This window comes from Psychrobacter sp. PL19, from assembly GCF_017875835.1.
In the GTDB taxonomy this organism is placed as follows: Bacteria; Pseudomonadota; Gammaproteobacteria; order Pseudomonadales; family Moraxellaceae; genus Psychrobacter.
In genome coordinates this window covers 465517-482323 of sequence record NZ_JAGING010000001.1, presented here as the reverse complement: position 1 = coordinate 482323, position 16807 = coordinate 465517, and the positions used below count along the sequence as shown (strand labels likewise).

Annotated in this window: 14 protein-coding genes; 11 read left to right on the top strand and 3 right to left on the bottom strand. The window is 43.4% G+C overall.

Annotation, left to right across the window (positions count from 1 at the left end; genetic code table 11):
• Window positions 1-68: 68 nt before the first annotated feature.
• From H4W00_RS01920 to H4W00_RS01895, 6 genes are all read left to right on the top strand, one after another.
• Entirely contained in the window at window positions 69-1220 is a 1152-nt protein-coding gene (locus H4W00_RS01920; protein ID WP_209955899.1) for a histidine kinase, read from the top strand.
• Between the two features lie 148 nt (window positions 1221-1368).
• Entirely contained in the window at window positions 1369-2106 is a 738-nt protein-coding gene (locus H4W00_RS01915) for a LytR/AlgR family response regulator transcription factor (RefSeq protein ID WP_209955896.1), read from the top strand.
• A gap of 252 nt (window positions 2107-2358) precedes the next feature.
• Window positions 2359-3387, top strand: coding sequence for a hydroxymethylbilane synthase (gene hemC / locus H4W00_RS01910; RefSeq protein ID WP_209955894.1), 1029 nt, complete (start codon window positions 2359-2361; stop codon window positions 3385-3387).
• Between the two features lie 116 nt (window positions 3388-3503).
• Window positions 3504-4619, top strand: coding sequence for a uroporphyrinogen-III synthase (locus H4W00_RS01905; protein WP_442966454.1), 1116 nt, complete (start codon window positions 3504-3506; stop codon window positions 4617-4619).
• A gap of 156 nt (window positions 4620-4775) precedes the next feature.
• The gene (locus H4W00_RS01900; RefSeq protein ID WP_209955890.1) at window positions 4776-5816 is read left to right on the top strand and encodes a hypothetical protein; all 1041 of its coding nucleotides are present in this window, start codon (window positions 4776-4778) and stop codon (window positions 5814-5816) included.
• A gap of 84 nt (window positions 5817-5900) precedes the next feature.
• Window positions 5901-6401, top strand: coding sequence for an acyl-CoA thioesterase (locus tag H4W00_RS01895; RefSeq protein ID WP_209955888.1), 501 nt, complete (start codon window positions 5901-5903; stop codon window positions 6399-6401).
• A gap of 226 nt (window positions 6402-6627) precedes the next feature.
• Here the strand turns inward: H4W00_RS01895 and ribBA are convergent, their stop codons facing one another.
• Together ribBA and H4W00_RS01885 are read right to left on the bottom strand one after the other, a co-directional pair.
• Entirely contained in the window at window positions 6628-7737 is a 1110-nt protein-coding gene (gene ribBA, locus H4W00_RS01890; protein WP_209955886.1) for a bifunctional 3,4-dihydroxy-2-butanone-4-phosphate synthase/GTP cyclohydrolase II, read from the bottom strand.
• A gap of 288 nt (window positions 7738-8025) precedes the next feature.
• Window positions 8026-9315 carry a replication-associated recombination protein A gene (locus tag H4W00_RS01885; RefSeq protein WP_209955884.1) on the bottom strand — a complete coding sequence of 430 codons (1290 nt, stop codon included), beginning with the start codon at window positions 9313-9315 and terminating at the stop codon, window positions 8026-8028.
• 236 nt (window positions 9316-9551) lie between these two features.
• On the opposite strand from H4W00_RS01885, the gene H4W00_RS01880 reads away from it, so the two are divergent.
• Together H4W00_RS01880 and H4W00_RS01875 are read left to right on the top strand one after the other, a co-directional pair.
• Entirely contained in the window at window positions 9552-10079 is a 528-nt protein-coding gene (locus H4W00_RS01880) for a type IV secretion protein Rhs (RefSeq protein ID WP_334684845.1), read from the top strand.
• 185 nt (window positions 10080-10264) lie between these two features.
• Window positions 10265-11212 (top strand): hypothetical protein, encoded by a 948-nt coding sequence (locus H4W00_RS01875; protein WP_209958812.1) that lies wholly within the window; start codon window positions 10265-10267, stop codon window positions 11210-11212.
• A gap of 131 nt (window positions 11213-11343) precedes the next feature.
• Here H4W00_RS01875 and gltA read toward each other — a convergent pair whose 3' ends face one another.
• Window positions 11344-12624 carry a citrate synthase gene (gltA, locus tag H4W00_RS01870; protein WP_209955882.1) on the bottom strand — a complete coding sequence of 427 codons (1281 nt, stop codon included), beginning with the start codon at window positions 12622-12624 and terminating at the stop codon, window positions 11344-11346.
• A 1072-nt stretch (window positions 12625-13696) separates the two neighbouring features.
• Here gltA and sdhC point away from each other — a divergent pair.
• The 3 genes from sdhC (at window position 13697) to sdhA (ending at window position 16737) form a co-directional block, all read left to right on the top strand.
• Complete coding sequence (gene sdhC / locus H4W00_RS01865; protein ID WP_209955879.1) at window positions 13697-14083, top strand: succinate dehydrogenase, cytochrome b556 subunit; 387 nt, start codon at window positions 13697-13699, stop codon at window positions 14081-14083.
• A 20-nt stretch (window positions 14084-14103) separates the two neighbouring features.
• On the top strand, window positions 14104-14490 hold the full coding sequence (gene sdhD / locus H4W00_RS01860) for a succinate dehydrogenase, hydrophobic membrane anchor protein (RefSeq protein WP_327192753.1): 387 nt from the start codon (window positions 14104-14106) through the stop codon (window positions 14488-14490).
• 396 nt (window positions 14491-14886) lie between these two features.
• The gene (gene sdhA, locus H4W00_RS01855) at window positions 14887-16737 is read left to right on the top strand and encodes a succinate dehydrogenase flavoprotein subunit (protein WP_209955874.1); all 1851 of its coding nucleotides are present in this window, start codon (window positions 14887-14889) and stop codon (window positions 16735-16737) included.
• Window positions 16738-16807 lie beyond the last annotated feature (70 nt).

Below are 16807 nucleotides of genomic sequence, written 5' to 3'. Positions count from 1 at the left end.
CGTGTTAGAAGTATCTGTGCTAGAATCAGACACACGTGAATTTTTACTTTGCTCGGGATTACTAGGATTTGAAGAGTTGGCGTTCATATCGGTCTAAGGCAAGTCAAGAGAATAAGAACTTAAGTATAGCAAATGATGAGGTTGCCTTACTAGATGAGCGCTTAGAGTTTTTTATACCCAAACTCATGCAGGTCATGAAGCCTTGGCAATGGCTGCTGTATATCTTTTTTTGGTCGCTGTTTGTGACGGTGGTTGACCGCCATAATCTAGCTACCTTGCCAGAATTTTTGATTAAGTTCATGAGTAGGGTCATTCAAAATAGCTTAACCATCATGCCGTCACTATACTTGATTGATTATTTACGTCCTATTTTTAAACGTACCAGCATACTCAACGTTAGCATGCATGTTTTTTTGCTGCTGACGATTGGCTCTGTGGTAGCCATAACCTTAGTTAAGCTAGTGATGATTAATATAGGCTGGCTTGAATATGACCCTCAAGCGTTTGTCCTAGATATATTATTCAATGCGGTGACTACTGGCAGCTTCACTTTAGTGTTTTTACTATACTTTGTACGCCACCATCGCGAGCTTAATGCCCTTAAGCTATCCTTTGAGCATAAGCTAACGGCTCAAAATGACTTGATCAAAGCCCGTATCGCCCCGCATTTTTTCTTCAATACCATCAATACTTTAATTTCTCTCATCGAGTCCAATCCACCGCGTGCCTCTGATCTATTGCAGCATGTTTCAGCGCTATTTCGTGCTAGCTTTAATGGCGCACGTGAGATTAGCTTTGAAGAAGAAGTAGCGCTCTGCGAGCATTATCTAGTGATTGAGTCGAGCCGTTTGGGCGATAAACTCGCTGTAAATTGGCAGCTGCCTGATGAAGATGTCATGTATGACATGGTTATTACTGCTTTGACATTACAAAGCGTGCTTGAAAAAATACTGCTCAGTGTTGTCGAAATGACTATTGAAACTATATATATTGATATTATAGTGACTTGGCAACACCACCACGTTGCTATTGTTGTCACGGCTCAACTCCCCAAAAAAACCCTAATGATCAGCCATGATTTACGCCGTCATATGGACTTTCATATCCAAACTGAACGCTTAAGAACCTACTTTGGTCAAAGCGCAGATATCCAAAGTACCGTCACCAGCAAGCAAATAGTAACCACCATTGATTATCCTCTACAGGATGTAGGCTTGTAATCGTCTATTTGTGTTTAAGTGCTGGTAGAACATTAATCGTGGCATATTTATTGCAGTATTCATTGTATCAGTACAGTCATCAGGTTATATGATTAGATATTAATACTGTTCAACAACTTGTTGAATACGCTATGACAAAGGAATTTACATGCGCATTATAGTTTGTGACGATGAGCCATTAGCACGCGAGCGCTTGGTTAGAATTGTGCAGGAGTCGGGCCATCAGGTGGTCGCACAAGCAACGACTGGCTTAGAAGCCATTATCGCAGTAAAAACTCATCAGCCAGATATTATCTTATTAGATATCCGCATGCCCGAGATAGATGGTGTGCGCTGCGCGCAAGAGCTTAATAAACTTAAGCATCCGCCGGCCATTATCTTCGTTACCGCCTATGATCATTATGCGATTGCTGCGCTTAAAGCCAATGCTATTGGCTACTTATTAAAACCAGCAAATAAAGACGAATTGTTAGAGGCTTTGGGCAAAGCCAAAAATTTAAACGCGGCGCAATTAAATGAACTCCGTAAGCTCGAAGATCCAACTGCCCGGCCGTTACGGGAGCATATCGCTGCTCGTACTCATCGCGGGGTTGAGCTGATTGAGCTAAAAGATATTTATTATTTCAGTGCTGACCAAAAGTACGTCAAAGTACGCCATAAAGAGGGCATTGTCTTAATTGACGAAACCTTAAAAGAGCTGGAGCAAGAGTTTGGCGATCGACTGTTTCGTGTGCACCGCAATGCTATTATTAATCTGAGTTTTTTAGATTTTTTAGAGACCATAGACGCCGGGCAGTATCAAGTACGCTTTAAAGGCATCAATGAGACCTTAGCGGTTAGCCGCCGTCACTTACCCGCGTTACGTGATAAAATTCAAAGTATGTAGCCTAATTAATGCCTGTAGGGGAGTGGCGCTTGTGCTTCTTCAATAATCATTCCATATCATCAAACCCTTATTTATGCTTAAATAGGGGTATTTTTTGCGCCATTATATATAGCGAATCAAATATACCACTGGGACAAAAAAGACGAGTGACAAAGGTAGCTGGCTTATTAAAGCAGATACTTAAACTGAGTCTGACGCCGTAACAGGTTGGTAGTTGGTTTTACTATAGTACTAATCCTATTGAGGCCTCTTATGAGCAACTTGCAACAACCTGCTTTGACTACCTTAAACATCGCTACCCGTCAGAGTCCATTAGCATTATGGCAAGCCGAGCATATTCGTGATCGCTTGCTAGCGCTGTATCCTAATTTAACCATCAATTTACTAAAAATTGTCACTAAAGGTGACAAAATTTTGGACACACCGTTGGCCAAAATTGGCGGCAAGGGACTGTTTGTCAAAGAGCTCGAGCAGGCAATATATGATAAACAGGCTGATATTGCAGTGCATTCGTTAAAAGACGTGCCGATGCAGTTGCCTGAGGGATTGATGCTGGGAGTGTATTGCAAGCGCGCTTCCCCAACCGATGCCTTCGTGTCTAACACTTATAATAATCTTGATGAGTTGCCAGAAGGTGCGGTAGTAGGCACCTCAAGTTTGCGCCGTCAATGTCAACTCAAAGCCTATCGTCCAGATCTGCAAATCAAAACCCTTCGCGGTAATGTTGGAACCCGCCTAGGCAAGCTAGATGCTGGCGAGTACGATGCGATTATTCTCGCTACCAGTGGGCTACAGCGTATTGAGCTTGACGCACGCATTCGCAGTGAATTGGATATTGATGTTTGCTTGCCTGCTGTTGGACAAGGGGCATTGGCTATTGAATGTCGTAAAGGCGATGCTGAGATTCTTGCTCTATTAGCCCCGCTTAATGATGACCAAGCTCGCATTCGTTTAATTGCTGAGCGCGCTCTAAACCGTCATCTAGAAGGCGGTTGCCAAGTTCCGATTGCTGCTTATGCGGTGCTACATGCGGCTGATGACAGCATCGACATTACAAACAAATATATCGAAAACGACGATGCTGGCAATATGTTGTGGTTACGCGGTCGGGTTGGACAAGAAGACGGCAGTGAACTGCTAAAATCTGAAAAACGTATTATCTTAAGTGGTAGCCAAGCCGAACGAGAAGGGCAGGCCAGTCAGCTCGGTATTGAAGTGGCTGATATGCTGCTTGCTAATGGCGCTGGTGCTATTTTGTCGGCGATTTACCATCCTGAATAGTTCGCAAGTGTTTAATAGGTTTCATTGGACCCTAACCATAGAAATCAGTAGTAGAGACCAATAATTGATTAGAATACTTTGTGGTTGATCTAATCTTATAAGCCTTATGTCGGGGTATTTTTATGTCATTGCTCCAGTCCACTCAGTCAAATCAGCCATTAAATACCTCGTCTCCGCCGCAACAAGTGGTGATTAATACTCGCCCAATAGAGCGCGCAGCACCACTTACGCGTCATCTTCAAGCAGCGGGTCTGACGGTGATCGATATGCCAATGTTGGCCCTACAAGCGCTCGCGATGACAGAGGCAGATATGCAGCTGATGCGCCAGTGGTTTGCAGGTCATTATCAAGTACTGGTCATAGTAAGCCCAACCGCCGCCGCCGCTGGCTTAGCGGTTTGGCAAGCGCTTGAACATGAGGCCAATGCTCAAGACAGTAATTCTCAAGACAGTAATTCTCAAGATAGCAATTCTCAAGATAGCAATTCTCAAGATAGCAATTCTCAAGATAGCAATGCTCAAGACAGTAATGCTAAAGATAGTAAAGAGCAGAACGAAGCCGCTATACAGCAAGATACAAGTGTCGAGATATCAAGTGCTCCCAGTCATTTAATTGCTGTTGGTGAAGCGACCGCTGCCGTATTGCATAAAGCTAGGCTGCAAGCCGCAAACTATCAAGTACTACAGCCTACCATTGCCAACAATGAAGGTATGCTGGTCATGCCTGAGATTGAGAGTCTGCAAACAGGTGACAAGCTGTTAGTCTGGCGTGGACTCGGTGGACGGCGCTTATTAGCCGATACTTTACAAGCGCGCGGTGTGCATATTGATAGTATTGCATGGTATGAGCGGGTTATGCCAGCCGATGCAAAAGCTCACTATGAGTACTGGCTACAATCGTTCAGTAGGCAACAGGCAGCACAAGGTATAGTGCTATCATCGCAGACAAAACCTATTGTTATTATCAGTAGTGGCACGGCTTTTGAGTATTGGGTAACTATAGTCGGTCAAGTACCAGCAGTTGCTGCAGAATCAAAGTCAGATACCAATTTAAATGAGCGCCTGGCTGTAAGCTTGAATAATACCGTGCCACTCAAACTAGCAGACTTTGCTTATTTGGTACTAGGCACACGCTTAGCTCATATGGTTGCTGAACAGCAGCTGAACTATTACCGAGTAGAAGACTTGGCTCCTGAGACTATTCTTGCGGCTATTGAACACATGACTAGATAGTCGTTTAACTCTAAAACAGTTGCACGGGTCTATCAGTGCGTTTATTTGCTGTTAATTATAGCTATTAGCGGTAACTTTCACTCAAGGCACAGCGATCAATTGGTCTTATCCGCTTATGTTAAGTCCGTTTAAACCTAACAACAATGGTGCTGCTTTATGTCAACTAAGTCTGAGTCGTCAGCTAACGATCCCTCTGCCGGCCAGCAGCGCCGACAAGCAAATATCTTGTTATTGCGTTTGCAATGGCTACTTATTTTACTGCTTATCGCAGCACTGTTATGGTTATATATTAGCCAACAGCGTTTTCAGATTTATGTTAATGAGCGTTTGCAAAGTAATGAGCAAGTGGTCAGCCGACTAAACGAAATGGACGATCGCTTATTTGCTATCAGTCAACAAAGCCTGCCGCCACCAAGTGCTACTGTCGGTAGCCAGGCACAAAATCAGTTGGAACTATTGCGTATTCAGATACATGCAGCGGATAGGTTGCTGGCAGATAATAACGATACAGCAGCGGTCGACTTACTGCGCAGCCTACAATGGCAGCTATCACAAAATAACAATGAAATTGCGCCAGCCCTGACGATTGTCATTAAAAAAAGTTTAACCAAGGATATCGAACGCTTGCAAGCGCAAAGCTCTCAGCCTAGCCCGTGGCAATTACAAAATTTAGCGATTCAAAATATCCAAGAATTTTTGTACAGTTATGAGCGCGTAAACCGTTTTGAGCCTATAAACAACCGCAAAAATCAAACCCCTATTAACAGTAGTGCTGCACAGAAAAGCCCTAAACAATTAAGTGTATTCGTCAACCCAGCTGCCAGCGCTAATGTCGCCTTGATCCGCAAGCAACTAACGATTCACGAAGTTATCATGACCCTGAATTTAGCCAGTCAAGCCAGTAATATGCGTGAGAAAGATCAGCTGGTTGCCTATTTAAGTCAGGCTCGAAACCAATTGCAAACGTTAGTTGCCGAAGTATCTAGTACGTCAAAGAACAAAATAACCGACCACGCGACATCGCAGTCAGCTACCAAAAATAATACAAAAAATTATGAAAAACCAAGCAATCTAGAGACCACTACTGCGCCAAAAGATATCTCAGAAGTGATTTTATGGTTGGATAAGCTGGTTGCTAATTCTCCGACTCCAACGACCTTATTGACCAATCAGATTTTGGATAGACCCAAGCGTTGATTGGGAGTCACCTATTTTAAGTGCTATGGTCGAATGTTCAACACGCCCTAATACATTTTAAAAATAAAAAAGCGACAGTAAGTTATGAATAACGCCAATCAACCCTCACATTTAAAAGCTGATCCTCAAACTAAAAGCGGCGCTGATGCCCCTATCGAATTGATACACTATCCCATTACTCACCATCAGCCAATCCACTGGGGTGAAATGGATGCTTTTAATCACTTAAATAATGTGGTGTATTACCGTTATGCTGAGACCGCGCGTATTGTCTATTTGCAGGCGCTAGGAATGTTCGATGGTAGTATGGTGACCATGCTAGCGCAGTCGAGCTGTCAGTATCTACGTCCGGTAACTTTTCCCGATACGTTATTGTTAGGCGTGCGTTGCCGGCGCCTTGGTAACACCAGTATCGTCATAGAGTACAGTTATTATAGCTGCACGCAGCAAGCAATCGTTGCTACTTCTGAATCAGTAATAGTACGTCTGGACAGCCTTGGCGAACAAAAGCTACCGTGGACAGCAGAGGAGCGCACGCGTCTATTGGCGTTAGAAACAAAGGTAGGTCATACGCCTGAGCTATAGTCGATTCAAGGTCAAAGGAATACTCTAACTGCACTTTTTATGTCCTATTACTCACTCTCGAAAGTTCCTTAAAGTGATTTTAATTTTTGAGTCAGCAATAAAAAGCAAAAAAGGCACGCTAACCAATGCTAGCGTGCCTTTTTTTATTATTCACTTTAAGTACTTCTCAAAATAGCTCGTTCAGCGTCACAGTCAATATTAATAATTAATCTTAACAGCTCTAGTCTTATTTAGTAGGAGCATGTACAAAGTCTACTACATTCAGATCAAAACCTGACAGTGCATAAAACTTCATTGGTGATGATAATAAACGCATGTCGCGCACCCCTAAATGCCGTAAGATTTGGGCACCAACCCCAATACTGCGATATGGTTGTTGAGTAATGGTAGATATTGACTGATTGTCTGACGCTTTATCTAAAGCCTCTCCCAAGTCAATCGGTTGGTGGTTACCAACCCACACTAGTACGCCGCGCTCTGAGGCATTAATTTCTTTTAGAGCGGATTGCACACTCCAGCCACCGCGTCCTGTTGCATCATTTTTGGCTGCGAACAGGTCACGCAAGGGGTGAAAACCATGGACACGCACGGTGCTGACACCTTCGCTAACATCGCCTTTCACTAACGCTAAATGGGTCTCGTCAGCACCAAACTCGCGGAAACGGTGCAAAGTAAACGTACCATATTCGGTCTCAAAAGGATGCGACTCGATCTCTTCTACTGTTTGCTCGTTAGCAATACGATAGTTAATGAGATCAGCGATAGTTCCGATTTTGAGATCATGCTCTTGTGCGAATATCTCAAGGTCATCACGACGTGCCATCGTACCATCGTCATTGATAATCTCTACGATGACGGCTGCTGGTTCAAGTCCTGCCAGCCGTGCTAAGTCACAGCCCGCTTCAGTATGGCCAGCGCGGTGTAGTACGCCACCATTTTGGGCCATTATCGGGAAGATGTGCCCAGGTTGAACGATATCCTCAGGCTTAGCGGCTGACGCAACGGCTGCTTGTACCGTACGCGCACGGTCTGCAGCAGAAATACCAGTAGTGACGCCTTCAGAAGCTTCGATAGATACCGTAAAGTTAGTGCTAAACTTGGCTTCATTACGATCAGACATCAACGGTAGTGCCAGCTGTTGACAACGTGTTTGTGATAGCGTCAAGCACACCAAACCGCGGGCATGGGTAATCATAAAGTTAATATCTTCAGGGCGCACATGGGTTGCCGCCATGATGAGATCGCCTTCATTTTCGCGATCCTCATCATCCATTAGGATGACCATTTTACCTGCGCGAATATCTTCGATAATCTCAGGAATCGTATTTAAACTCATAGTAAGTCTCAATGTATTATTATTGGTGAGTATGTCAGTGGCTAAGTATAAAAATTTATTTGGCCATTGTAACAGCAGATGAGAGCAAGCGCTGTAGCTGTTAGGAAAAGCAGGTAGTAACTGAGTATATGGGGTTATTAACTCATCGTTTGTACCAGAAAATTATAACCATCTTATCATTTTAACGGTTTTTACCATCACATGCTGCTTCATTGCTAGACAATAGCGTCTAGTATCCCAAAAAATAGTTATGAGTATTATAAATGGTAAGCTTAAATAATACGCAAATTACTCATTGCTGGCCGCTTGGGTTTTTAGCCATTCTATAAATTGCTTGCTGTGCTGCTCACGCTGATTGTCTGCATATTCATAAAAGTGTGTGCCTACTAAGTTATCTGGTAAATAGGGCTGCGCATAATAATGATTGGGATAATTGTGTGGATAAGCGTAACCGACCCCATAACCTTCATGACGCATCAATTTGGTCACGCCGTTACGCAGATGTAGTGGCACTGGTGAGGCGTCTTTTTCTGCTAAAGTCATAGCAGCGTTAATGGCTTTATAAGTACTATTACTTTTGGCACTGGTGGCCAAATAAACCACCACTTGCCCTAAAATAATACGCGCCTCGGGCATACCGATAGAGTGCACACTACGTAAGGCAGCATCAGCAAGTAGTAGCGCATTGGGATTGGCATTACCAATATCTTCACTCGCCAAAATTATCAATCGCCGTGCGATAAAATCTGCCGGCTCACCGCCAACCAGCATCCGCGCCATCCAGTATAGAGCTGCATCAGGGTCTGAGCCACGTACTGACTTTATCATCGCTGAGACAATATCGTAATGCCGCTCACCATCTTTGTCATAGCGCACTAGCGCAGTCTGTGCCACCCGGGCTATTAACTCATCATCGATTACTATAGGCGACTGTTTCGGATCTGCGCTCTGAACGGCAAGCTCCAGTAAGTTAAGCGCCTTACGGGCATCGCCATGTGCTAATTGATTAATAGCATTCTGCGCTTGCAAGTCGATGGTGAGCTTGTTTAGAACGCTGTCGTCTAAGAGTGCGCACTGCAATACCGCCGTAATTTGTTCGCTACTGAGTGGCTCTAAGCGATATACCTGGCAGCGTGATAACAGCGCATTATTGACACTGAAAGATGGATTTTCGGTGGTCGCGCCAATCAACGTAATATCACCTGATTCTACCGCTCCTAATAAGGCATCTTGTTGCGCCTTATTAAAACGGTGAATCTCATCAATAAAAACCACCGGCGATTCAAAGCTTAACGAGTCTTTATTGTCTAACACCTCGCGCAACTGCTTGACCCCAGTATTTATTGCTGACAGCGCATGAAAAGGTCGCCCAACGGCATCCGCTAATAACATCGCAATAGTGGTTTTGCCAATACCCGCCTCACCATGTAAGATAATTGAGGGAAGATGACCTTGCTCGACCACACGTCGTAGCGGTGCGTCTTCTGCCAGTAAGTGTTGCTGACCAATAATGGCATCAAGAGTAGCAGGGCGCATACGCTGAGCAAGTGGGGTGTCGGCGTGAAAGGCAGGGGGCATAAGAACAAAACTCTCTGTTTTAAAAAATAAACTAAAGTTGGAAAATTTACTGATATTTCAATAAACATTGTATAAGATAGGCTAATGCAGTTGTACGTTAAGAAAAGTCCTGTAAGTGTACAGCTTATGTCTTATACACTTTGCTTTTAATGTATTTGACTCGATTAACAGCTTAATATTAGTGCAACACGCTCTAGCCGTTCAATAAAAAATATCATGCTCAAGGTAAAATAGTGATGACACACCTTCAGAATCTTAAGCCGTTCTTCAAGAAAAACTTGCGTCTACACTGTGCAAATAGAAAGTCACGACCCTTAAGTGCTGGCGAGATTGTGCTGGCACGGTCAGTTTTTGGTGACAGTATCAAACTTGAAGAAGTGACTGTTAAGACCGCGTGGTGGGTACTCAAAAATTATGCCGTCAGTCCTAATGGACATATATATTTTCATCCAGCTGATTGGATAGCGGACTTTAGCGATACTTCAATTAGCAAACAAAGCTGGTTGATCCATGAGCTTACTCACGTTTGGCAATTACAGCAGGGGCTAAAAGTTGTGCGCGGTGCCCTTATTAATCGGCGCTATGACTATGTCTTAGAGGCCGGCAAGTCATTCTTCAATTATGGTATCGAGCAACAAGCTCGCATGGTACAAGACTACTTTATACGACGGGCATGCAGACAGGACTGTCAAGCGTTAGAGGCTTGCATCCCCTTTCTAGGCAATCACTATACTCAGCACCATGACCGCTCGTTTACGGTTTAGTTATCAATGCTCACTCAATAACGCTAATGGCAAAACAGGCTATACTTAACAATAATTGTTCTATGGTTAATAGTTTTATAGGTAACATAGACTATCTGAATCGCCATCAAAAGCAGGTGGGTTTATTCTAAATTTAAAACGCTTCCATTTTCACTTTTAGTTTTTAAAACAGGAACTGTGCCGTGATGTTTAAATTTCTAACACCGAAGCTCGATGCTGATCTCTACAACATAACGATAAGCCATAACAGCCCTGCTGCGCGTCTACGTCAGACGTCCAACTTACTAGCGGCAACTTTAATAGGGACAGTATTGTTAACGGGTTGCCAGCAGAAATCTGAATCTGTGCCAGATAGCAAGGACAGTCAGACTATCGAACAAACGACCGCTGAAGACAATAAACCTAGCGTGCAAAGTGACTCGGCCGCTGCGCGCGTAGAGCAATTTCAGCCGATATATGTGGCTCAAGCACAAAGTTTACAGCGACGCTTGCAAGCAGAATATGAGTCGCTACAAGCTGCTGATGCGCCAGACAGTGACAACTCTTTATTATTGAACAGTGCTACTGACACTTCTGATGATGCTTCTAGTAGTGACAATAAAAGGGCTATTAATAACAACCCTGCAGCCAGTCCTACTGTCAATACTGATAATGCGACCGCCGATGCGGCAGAAATTGATCCTGAGATTAATACCAGCACTGAAGTTGGCGAACGCGATTTAACAGTACTAAAGCGCATTAGCCTTGAGCCCCGTAAACCTATCATACTGAACGAAGAACAAATTATCGAACGCTATCAGCTGGCAATGGAAGCGCTTTATCAGCCTGTGGCGACGCCATTTACTGACCAAGACGTCGATACTCTTCTTAATATAGCCACTTTAGTACCGCAGCTGTTCGAGCATGCGGAAATTGCTGGCAGAGTCAGTGCCAAAAGCCCAGCACTAGCTCGGTTGATTATTCAGCATCAAGTTTGGGAGCAAATAGAAGCGCAGCAGGTTGAGGATATGCAACAAATGAAGGTGGACCAACAACAAGAGTTTGAAAGCCTCATGACTAAGTTCAACGACACCATCAAAGACTATGATGAGCAAATCGCTAAATATGAGCAAACTCTAAAAGAGTTTCAGTAGTCTATTATAAAAGATAGCGATCATCATTCAATAGGAGCTAAGCTTGCAGTATGACCCAAACCTGCATAAAAAATCCCGCACAGTGGCGGGATTTTTTATTGAATCAATGGTCAAGTTTTAGCATAGCGGACCTATTTGCGGTCTTCGATTCTGACAAATTCGCGATGGGTTTCGCCGGTGTACAACTGACGAGGACGACCAATTTTGAACGGTGCACTGTGCATTTCTAACCAATGGCTGATCCAACCTGAGGTACGAGCCAATGAGAAAATTACCGTAAACATTGAGGTTGGGATACCAATGGCTTTTAAGATAATGCCAGAGTAAAAGTCAACGTTTGGATACAGGTTACGCTCGATGAAGAAGGGGTCTTCTAAAGCGATTCTTTCCAGTTCCATAGCAAGTTCAAGCTTAGGATCGTTGATACCTAATGCTTTTAGAACTTCATCACAAGTTTCTTTCAAAACTTGTGCGCGTGGATCAAAGTTTTTATAGACCCGATGGCCAAAGCCCATCAGCTTCACTTCACGGCTTTTTACTTTTTCCATAAATGCAGGAACGTTTTCAACGGTACCAATTTCATCAAGCATTTCAAGCACTGCTTCGTTGGCGCCGCCATGTGAGGGACCCCAAAGGGCTGCGATACCAGCAGCGATACAAGCATAAGGGTTCGCACCAGTAGAACCTGCCAAACGTACAGTAGACGTTGAGGCATTTTGTTCATGATCGGCATGCAAGGTAAAGATTTTGTCGAGTGCTTTGGCAATTATTGGGTTTACTTTATAATTAACATCAGCAGGCGTGGCAAACATCATATAGACGAAGTTTTCAGCATAGTTGAAGTCATTACGTGGATACATGAACGGTTCGCCCTGTGAGTATTTATAACTCATCGCAGCAAGCGTTGGCATTTTAGCAATCAGGCGAATGGCGGTGATTTCGCGATGCAGCTCTTCACTAACATCTAAGCCTTCGTGATAGAACGCAGACAAAGCACCGACCACACCGACCATAATAGCCATTGGATGTGCATCACGGCGGAAGCCTTCAAAGAATTTACGCAGTTGGTCATGAACCCCTGAGTGTTTGCGGACTTTTTCATAAAAGTCTTTCTTTTGCTCAGCGTTAGGCAGTTCGCCATGAACGAGCGCATAGGCCACTTCTAAATATTCAGCGCTATTTGCTAATTGATCGATAGGGTAGCCGCGATATAATAACTCGCCTTTACCACCATCAATGTAGGTAATCTTCGACTCAACAGGCGCAGTGACTTTAAAACCAGGGTCATAAGACCAGTAGCCGGCTTCTTGTAAAGCGGCTACGTCGATAACTGGGCGTCCTAAAGTACCTTTAGTTATAGGAAGTTGATATTCTTCACCATCTACGGTTAGTGTGGCTTTATTGTCAGCCATAAGTTCCTCTCCATTGGTTTTAGCTTGTTAGAATAAAAATGCTATCGACGCATACCCTCGCGTCATTACTAGTCAAACTGTCAAACATGAGCTCAACTAATTCAATATTCCGGCTATACTAGCAGTAATTAGAGAGGTTTTGAAAAGACTTTTAGTAGCAATGTCCCTGATTCACGTGGTTTCAGGGCATTTATCTATTGTAATTTTTGTATCAAAATATGTCTGCTTGGTTATTCAGGGTAAAAATAGCCTTTTTGCAAGAATAGAAGAAAGCCGCTTATCCTGATAAGATTTAAATCTTTTTATTAATGCAGCACCGTTTTTATTTTTATTTATTCGATTAGCAACTGACAGTACATGAGTAGTAGATGAATCAAATTAGATTTAGGAGTGAGTCACATTGAGAATATAATATTGCTGATTCTTAATGTTTTGTTAAAGCTTTTCCTATATCCACTATTTAGGGGATAAATTTGTAATTGTCGGCCAGTCATTTTATAATGATAGGAATTTAACTGGCACTGGCTTGTGTGAAACGATAAGTGGTCATAATATTTCAGCAATTAGAGTATGATATGTTCATATTTTGTTACGATTGAAGCGCTATTTTATAGACTGGACCTAAGCTTATGGCTTGAATATTTTTATTATCTGTTCTATGTTTAGACAGTTGATAGTGAAGCTTACCTTAATAGAGATGACTCAGTAGCGTTATCTTTTTTTCGTTAAGGGACTTTATCAACGATACAGTGCTTAATCTAACAATAGAGTCGCCAATCGATCTCATTGGTTTAAGCAAGGACAGTTCTCAATACTGTTAATTGTTAATACTGTCAAACAGCTATCGAATTAGTAACTTGTTATATGGATAAGTCTATTTGGTTAATTTTACATATTAAATAGTCTATCAATACCTTGTATGACCGACATGACCCGTTATTCAGATTTGGCGCAAACTGGAAGAAGTCAGCTAGCTCTTCCTTACTTTATTAGTCTCATGTGTTGCTCGATGCTGAGCGTAAATTAGTATTACTAGGCATTTCAGCAGTCACAGGAGTATAACCGCAAAAGGATGCCCGCTGTGAAAAGCAACCGACCTATAAATCTGCCTCTGAGCCAAGTGATTAGCGTTAACAGCTCACCGATCGCGATCGCCTCAATTTTGCATCGCATATCTGGCATTATGCTATTTTTACTTATTCCTGTCATGCTTTGGATACTACAAACCTCTTTGGCGTCGCCTGAGAGCTTTGAGACCGTGTTCGATAACATCTTTATCCGCTTTGTAGCGTGGGTATTCGTCGCCTTCATTGCTTATCACTTTGTGATGGGTGTCAAGCATTTAGTTGCTGATTATGGCAGTAATGAAGAGCTGAAATCTGCACGTACGGTGACCATAGTCAGCTTCGTGATTGCAGCGATCCTAATTGTCGCGTCATTTATATGGGTGATGTTCTAATGAGTAGAAATAATTCAGGAATAAAAAGCGCTACCGGTCTCACAGGGTCAGGCTCACGTGACTGGATTGTCCAGCGTATTAGTGCTGTGGTCTTAGCGGTCTATAGTGTGGTACTACTGGCTTTTTTCTTAATCCACGGTAATGTGACCTTTATCGAATGGTCAAGCTTTATGACCAGTTTGCCAATGCGCTTGCTCAGCTTGGTGACTATTATTGCGCTCGCTGGACATGCCTGGGTCGGTATGTGGACGGTATTTACCGATTACATTACGACTAGCAAAATAGGTCCCAAAGCCGCCGGCCTACGTTTGGTGTTACAAGCATTTATGATTATCGCTATTTTAGTTTTTCTAATTTGGGGCATTATGATTTTTTGGGGTAACGGCTTTGGTGCCGTCGCTGTTTAACGTCTAAACCTTATGAGTCATTAGCCACAGCTAATAATTTATTATCTATAACTGATAGCTCATAAATAATAACGAACTGCTCAGTCAGATTTATTGACTGTTGATGTGTTTAAAAGCAGTTTGTTGATAGCCATATAAGGTTCATGAGTTTATGTTGTGCTGGCTTTTTCACACAGTAACAAGCTACGCCCTATATAACGATGAATATGCAAATTTTAGTAAGTGGTTGAGGGTTGTTTGAGTCACTCATACAATAACTGGACATGCAAAATAGCTAGTAATTTGGCCTGAGCAAAATAAACCCGGCAATGTAGGGTCGTTAATTTAGACCCAGTGGCTCATTAGACAATTTTTGTATTTACTTCGCAAGCATCAACAGGCATTAGGAAAATCGTAATGGCAACAAGACAAGATAATACCATCAGTAACATCAAGACCCTCAACTACGACGCGATTATCGTTGGCGGTGGTGGGTCAGGTATGCGTGCCTCACTACATCTAGCCGAAGCGGGTATGAATGTTGCGGTACTTACCAAAGTATTCCCAACTCGTTCACACACTGTTGCCGCTCAGGGTGGCATTGGTGCCAGCCTTGGCAACATGAGTAATGACAACTGGCATTTTCACTTTTATGACACCGTCAAAGGGTCAGACTGGCTAGGCGATCAAGACGCTATTGAATACATGTGCCGCGAAGCACCAAAAGTGGTGTACGAGCTTGAGCACATGGGCATGCCATTTGACCGTAATGAAGATGGTACGATTTATCAGCGTCCGTTTGGTGGTCACACTTCAAACTACGGTGAAAAAGCCGTTCAACGCGCTTGTGCTGCTGCTGACCGTACGGGTCATGCAATGCTACATACGCTATATCAAAAAAATCTTGAACGAGGTACGCAGTTTTTCATCGAGTGGATTGCGCTTGACTTAATCAAAGACGAAGCCGGCAACATTAATGGCGTTATCGCTTTTGAGCAAGAAACTGGTACGGTCGCGGTATTCCAAGCACCGATTACTGTCTTAGCAACCGGTGGTGCAGGCCGTATCTTTGCCGCATCCACTAATGCTTATATTAATACTGGTGACGGTATTGGTATGGCGGTGCGTGCTGGTGTACCGCTACAGGATATGGAGTTCTGGCAGTTCCACCCAACGGGTGTGGCAGGCGCTGGTGTACTATTGACTGAAGGTTGCCGCGGTGAAGGGGCTATCTTACGTAATAAAGATGGCGAAGCCTTTATGGAGCGTTATGCGCCTACCGTAAAAGACTTGGCACCACGCGATTTAGTGTCACGTTCCATGGACCAAGAAATCAAAGAAGGCCGTGGTTGTGGCCCTAACGCTGATTATATCGTTATGGATATGACTCACTTAGGGGTTGAAACGATTATGAAGCGCTTGCCATCGGTATTTGAGATTGGTAAAAACTTTGCAAACGTTGACATCACTAAAGAGCCTATTCCAGTTATCCCAACCATTCACTATATGATGGGCGGTATTCCTACCACCATTCATGGTCAAGTGATCACGCCTGATCTAGAAGCAGGTACTGATGAAGACGGTATATATAACGAAGGTACTGTGGTCAAAGGTCTGTATGCGATCGGTGAATGTGCCTGTGTTAGTGTCCATGGTGCTAATCGTTTAGGGACTAATTCATTGCTTGATCTATTGGTCTTTGGTCGCGCTGCTGGCAAACATATCGTTGATGAATATCATCATGCTGATCATACTTACAAACCGCTTGATCCTCAGGTGCTCGACTTTACGGTCAATCGTTTAGACAAGTTGCAACAGTCTACTGAAGGCTACAATGCGCAAGATGTGGCTGATGAGATTCGCGAAATCATGCAAAAGCATGCGAGCGTATTCCGCACCCAAGCTATGATGGATGAAGGGGTTGCAAGAATTATAGCGCTAGGCGACAAGATTGATCAAATTCATCTTACTGATAAGTCACAAGTATTTAATACTGCACGTATTGAGGCTTTTGAAGTGGCCAACCTTTACGAGGTGGCGAAAGCGACTATGGTATCGGCAGCCCATCGTCATGAAAGTCGTGGCGCGCACAGTGTAGCGGACTATGATCGTCCAGAAGATGATGATTATGCACCAAACGGTCGTAACGATCACGACTGGATGAAGCACACCTTGTGGTATTCTGAAGGTAACAAAATTGTCTATAAGCCGGTACGCAAAATTCCATTAACCGTAGATTATATTGAGCCCAAAGTCCGCGTCTACTAATCAGTTTTATGGTTAGTAAACAATCGCGTATTTTAGGTGTACGAATAGCTTAAACGTTTTATCCCTTATT

Bases quoted from the DNA above. Each gene is read 5' to 3' on its own strand.
- H4W00_RS01915 (WP_209955896.1), top strand. From the start codon at position 1,369: ATGCGCATTATAGTTTGTGACGATGAGCCATTAGCACGCGAGCGCTTG.
- hemC (WP_209955894.1), top strand. From the start codon at position 2,359: ATGAGCAACTTGCAACAACCTGCTTTGACTACCTTAAACATCGCTACC.
- H4W00_RS01900 (WP_209955890.1), top strand. From the start codon at position 4,776: ATGTCAACTAAGTCTGAGTCGTCAGCTAACGATCCCTCTGCCGGCCAG.
- H4W00_RS01895 (WP_209955888.1), top strand. From the start codon at position 5,901: ATGAATAACGCCAATCAACCCTCACATTTAAAAGCTGATCCTCAAACT.
- ribBA (WP_209955886.1), bottom strand. From the start codon at position 7,737: ATGAGTTTAAATACGATTCCTGAGATTATCGAAGATATTCGCGCAGGT.
- H4W00_RS01885 (WP_209955884.1), bottom strand. From the start codon at position 9,315: ATGCCCCCTGCCTTTCACGCCGACACCCCACTTGCTCAGCGTATGCGC.
- H4W00_RS01880 (WP_334684845.1), top strand. From the start codon at position 9,552: ATGACACACCTTCAGAATCTTAAGCCGTTCTTCAAGAAAAACTTGCGT.
- H4W00_RS01875 (WP_209958812.1), top strand. From the start codon at position 10,265: ATGTTTAAATTTCTAACACCGAAGCTCGATGCTGATCTCTACAACATA.
- gltA (WP_209955882.1), bottom strand. From the start codon at position 12,624: ATGGCTGACAATAAAGCCACACTAACCGTAGATGGTGAAGAATATCAA.
- sdhC (WP_209955879.1), top strand. From the start codon at position 13,697: ATGCCCGCTGTGAAAAGCAACCGACCTATAAATCTGCCTCTGAGCCAA.
- sdhA (WP_209955874.1), top strand. From the start codon at position 14,887: ATGGCAACAAGACAAGATAATACCATCAGTAACATCAAGACCCTCAAC.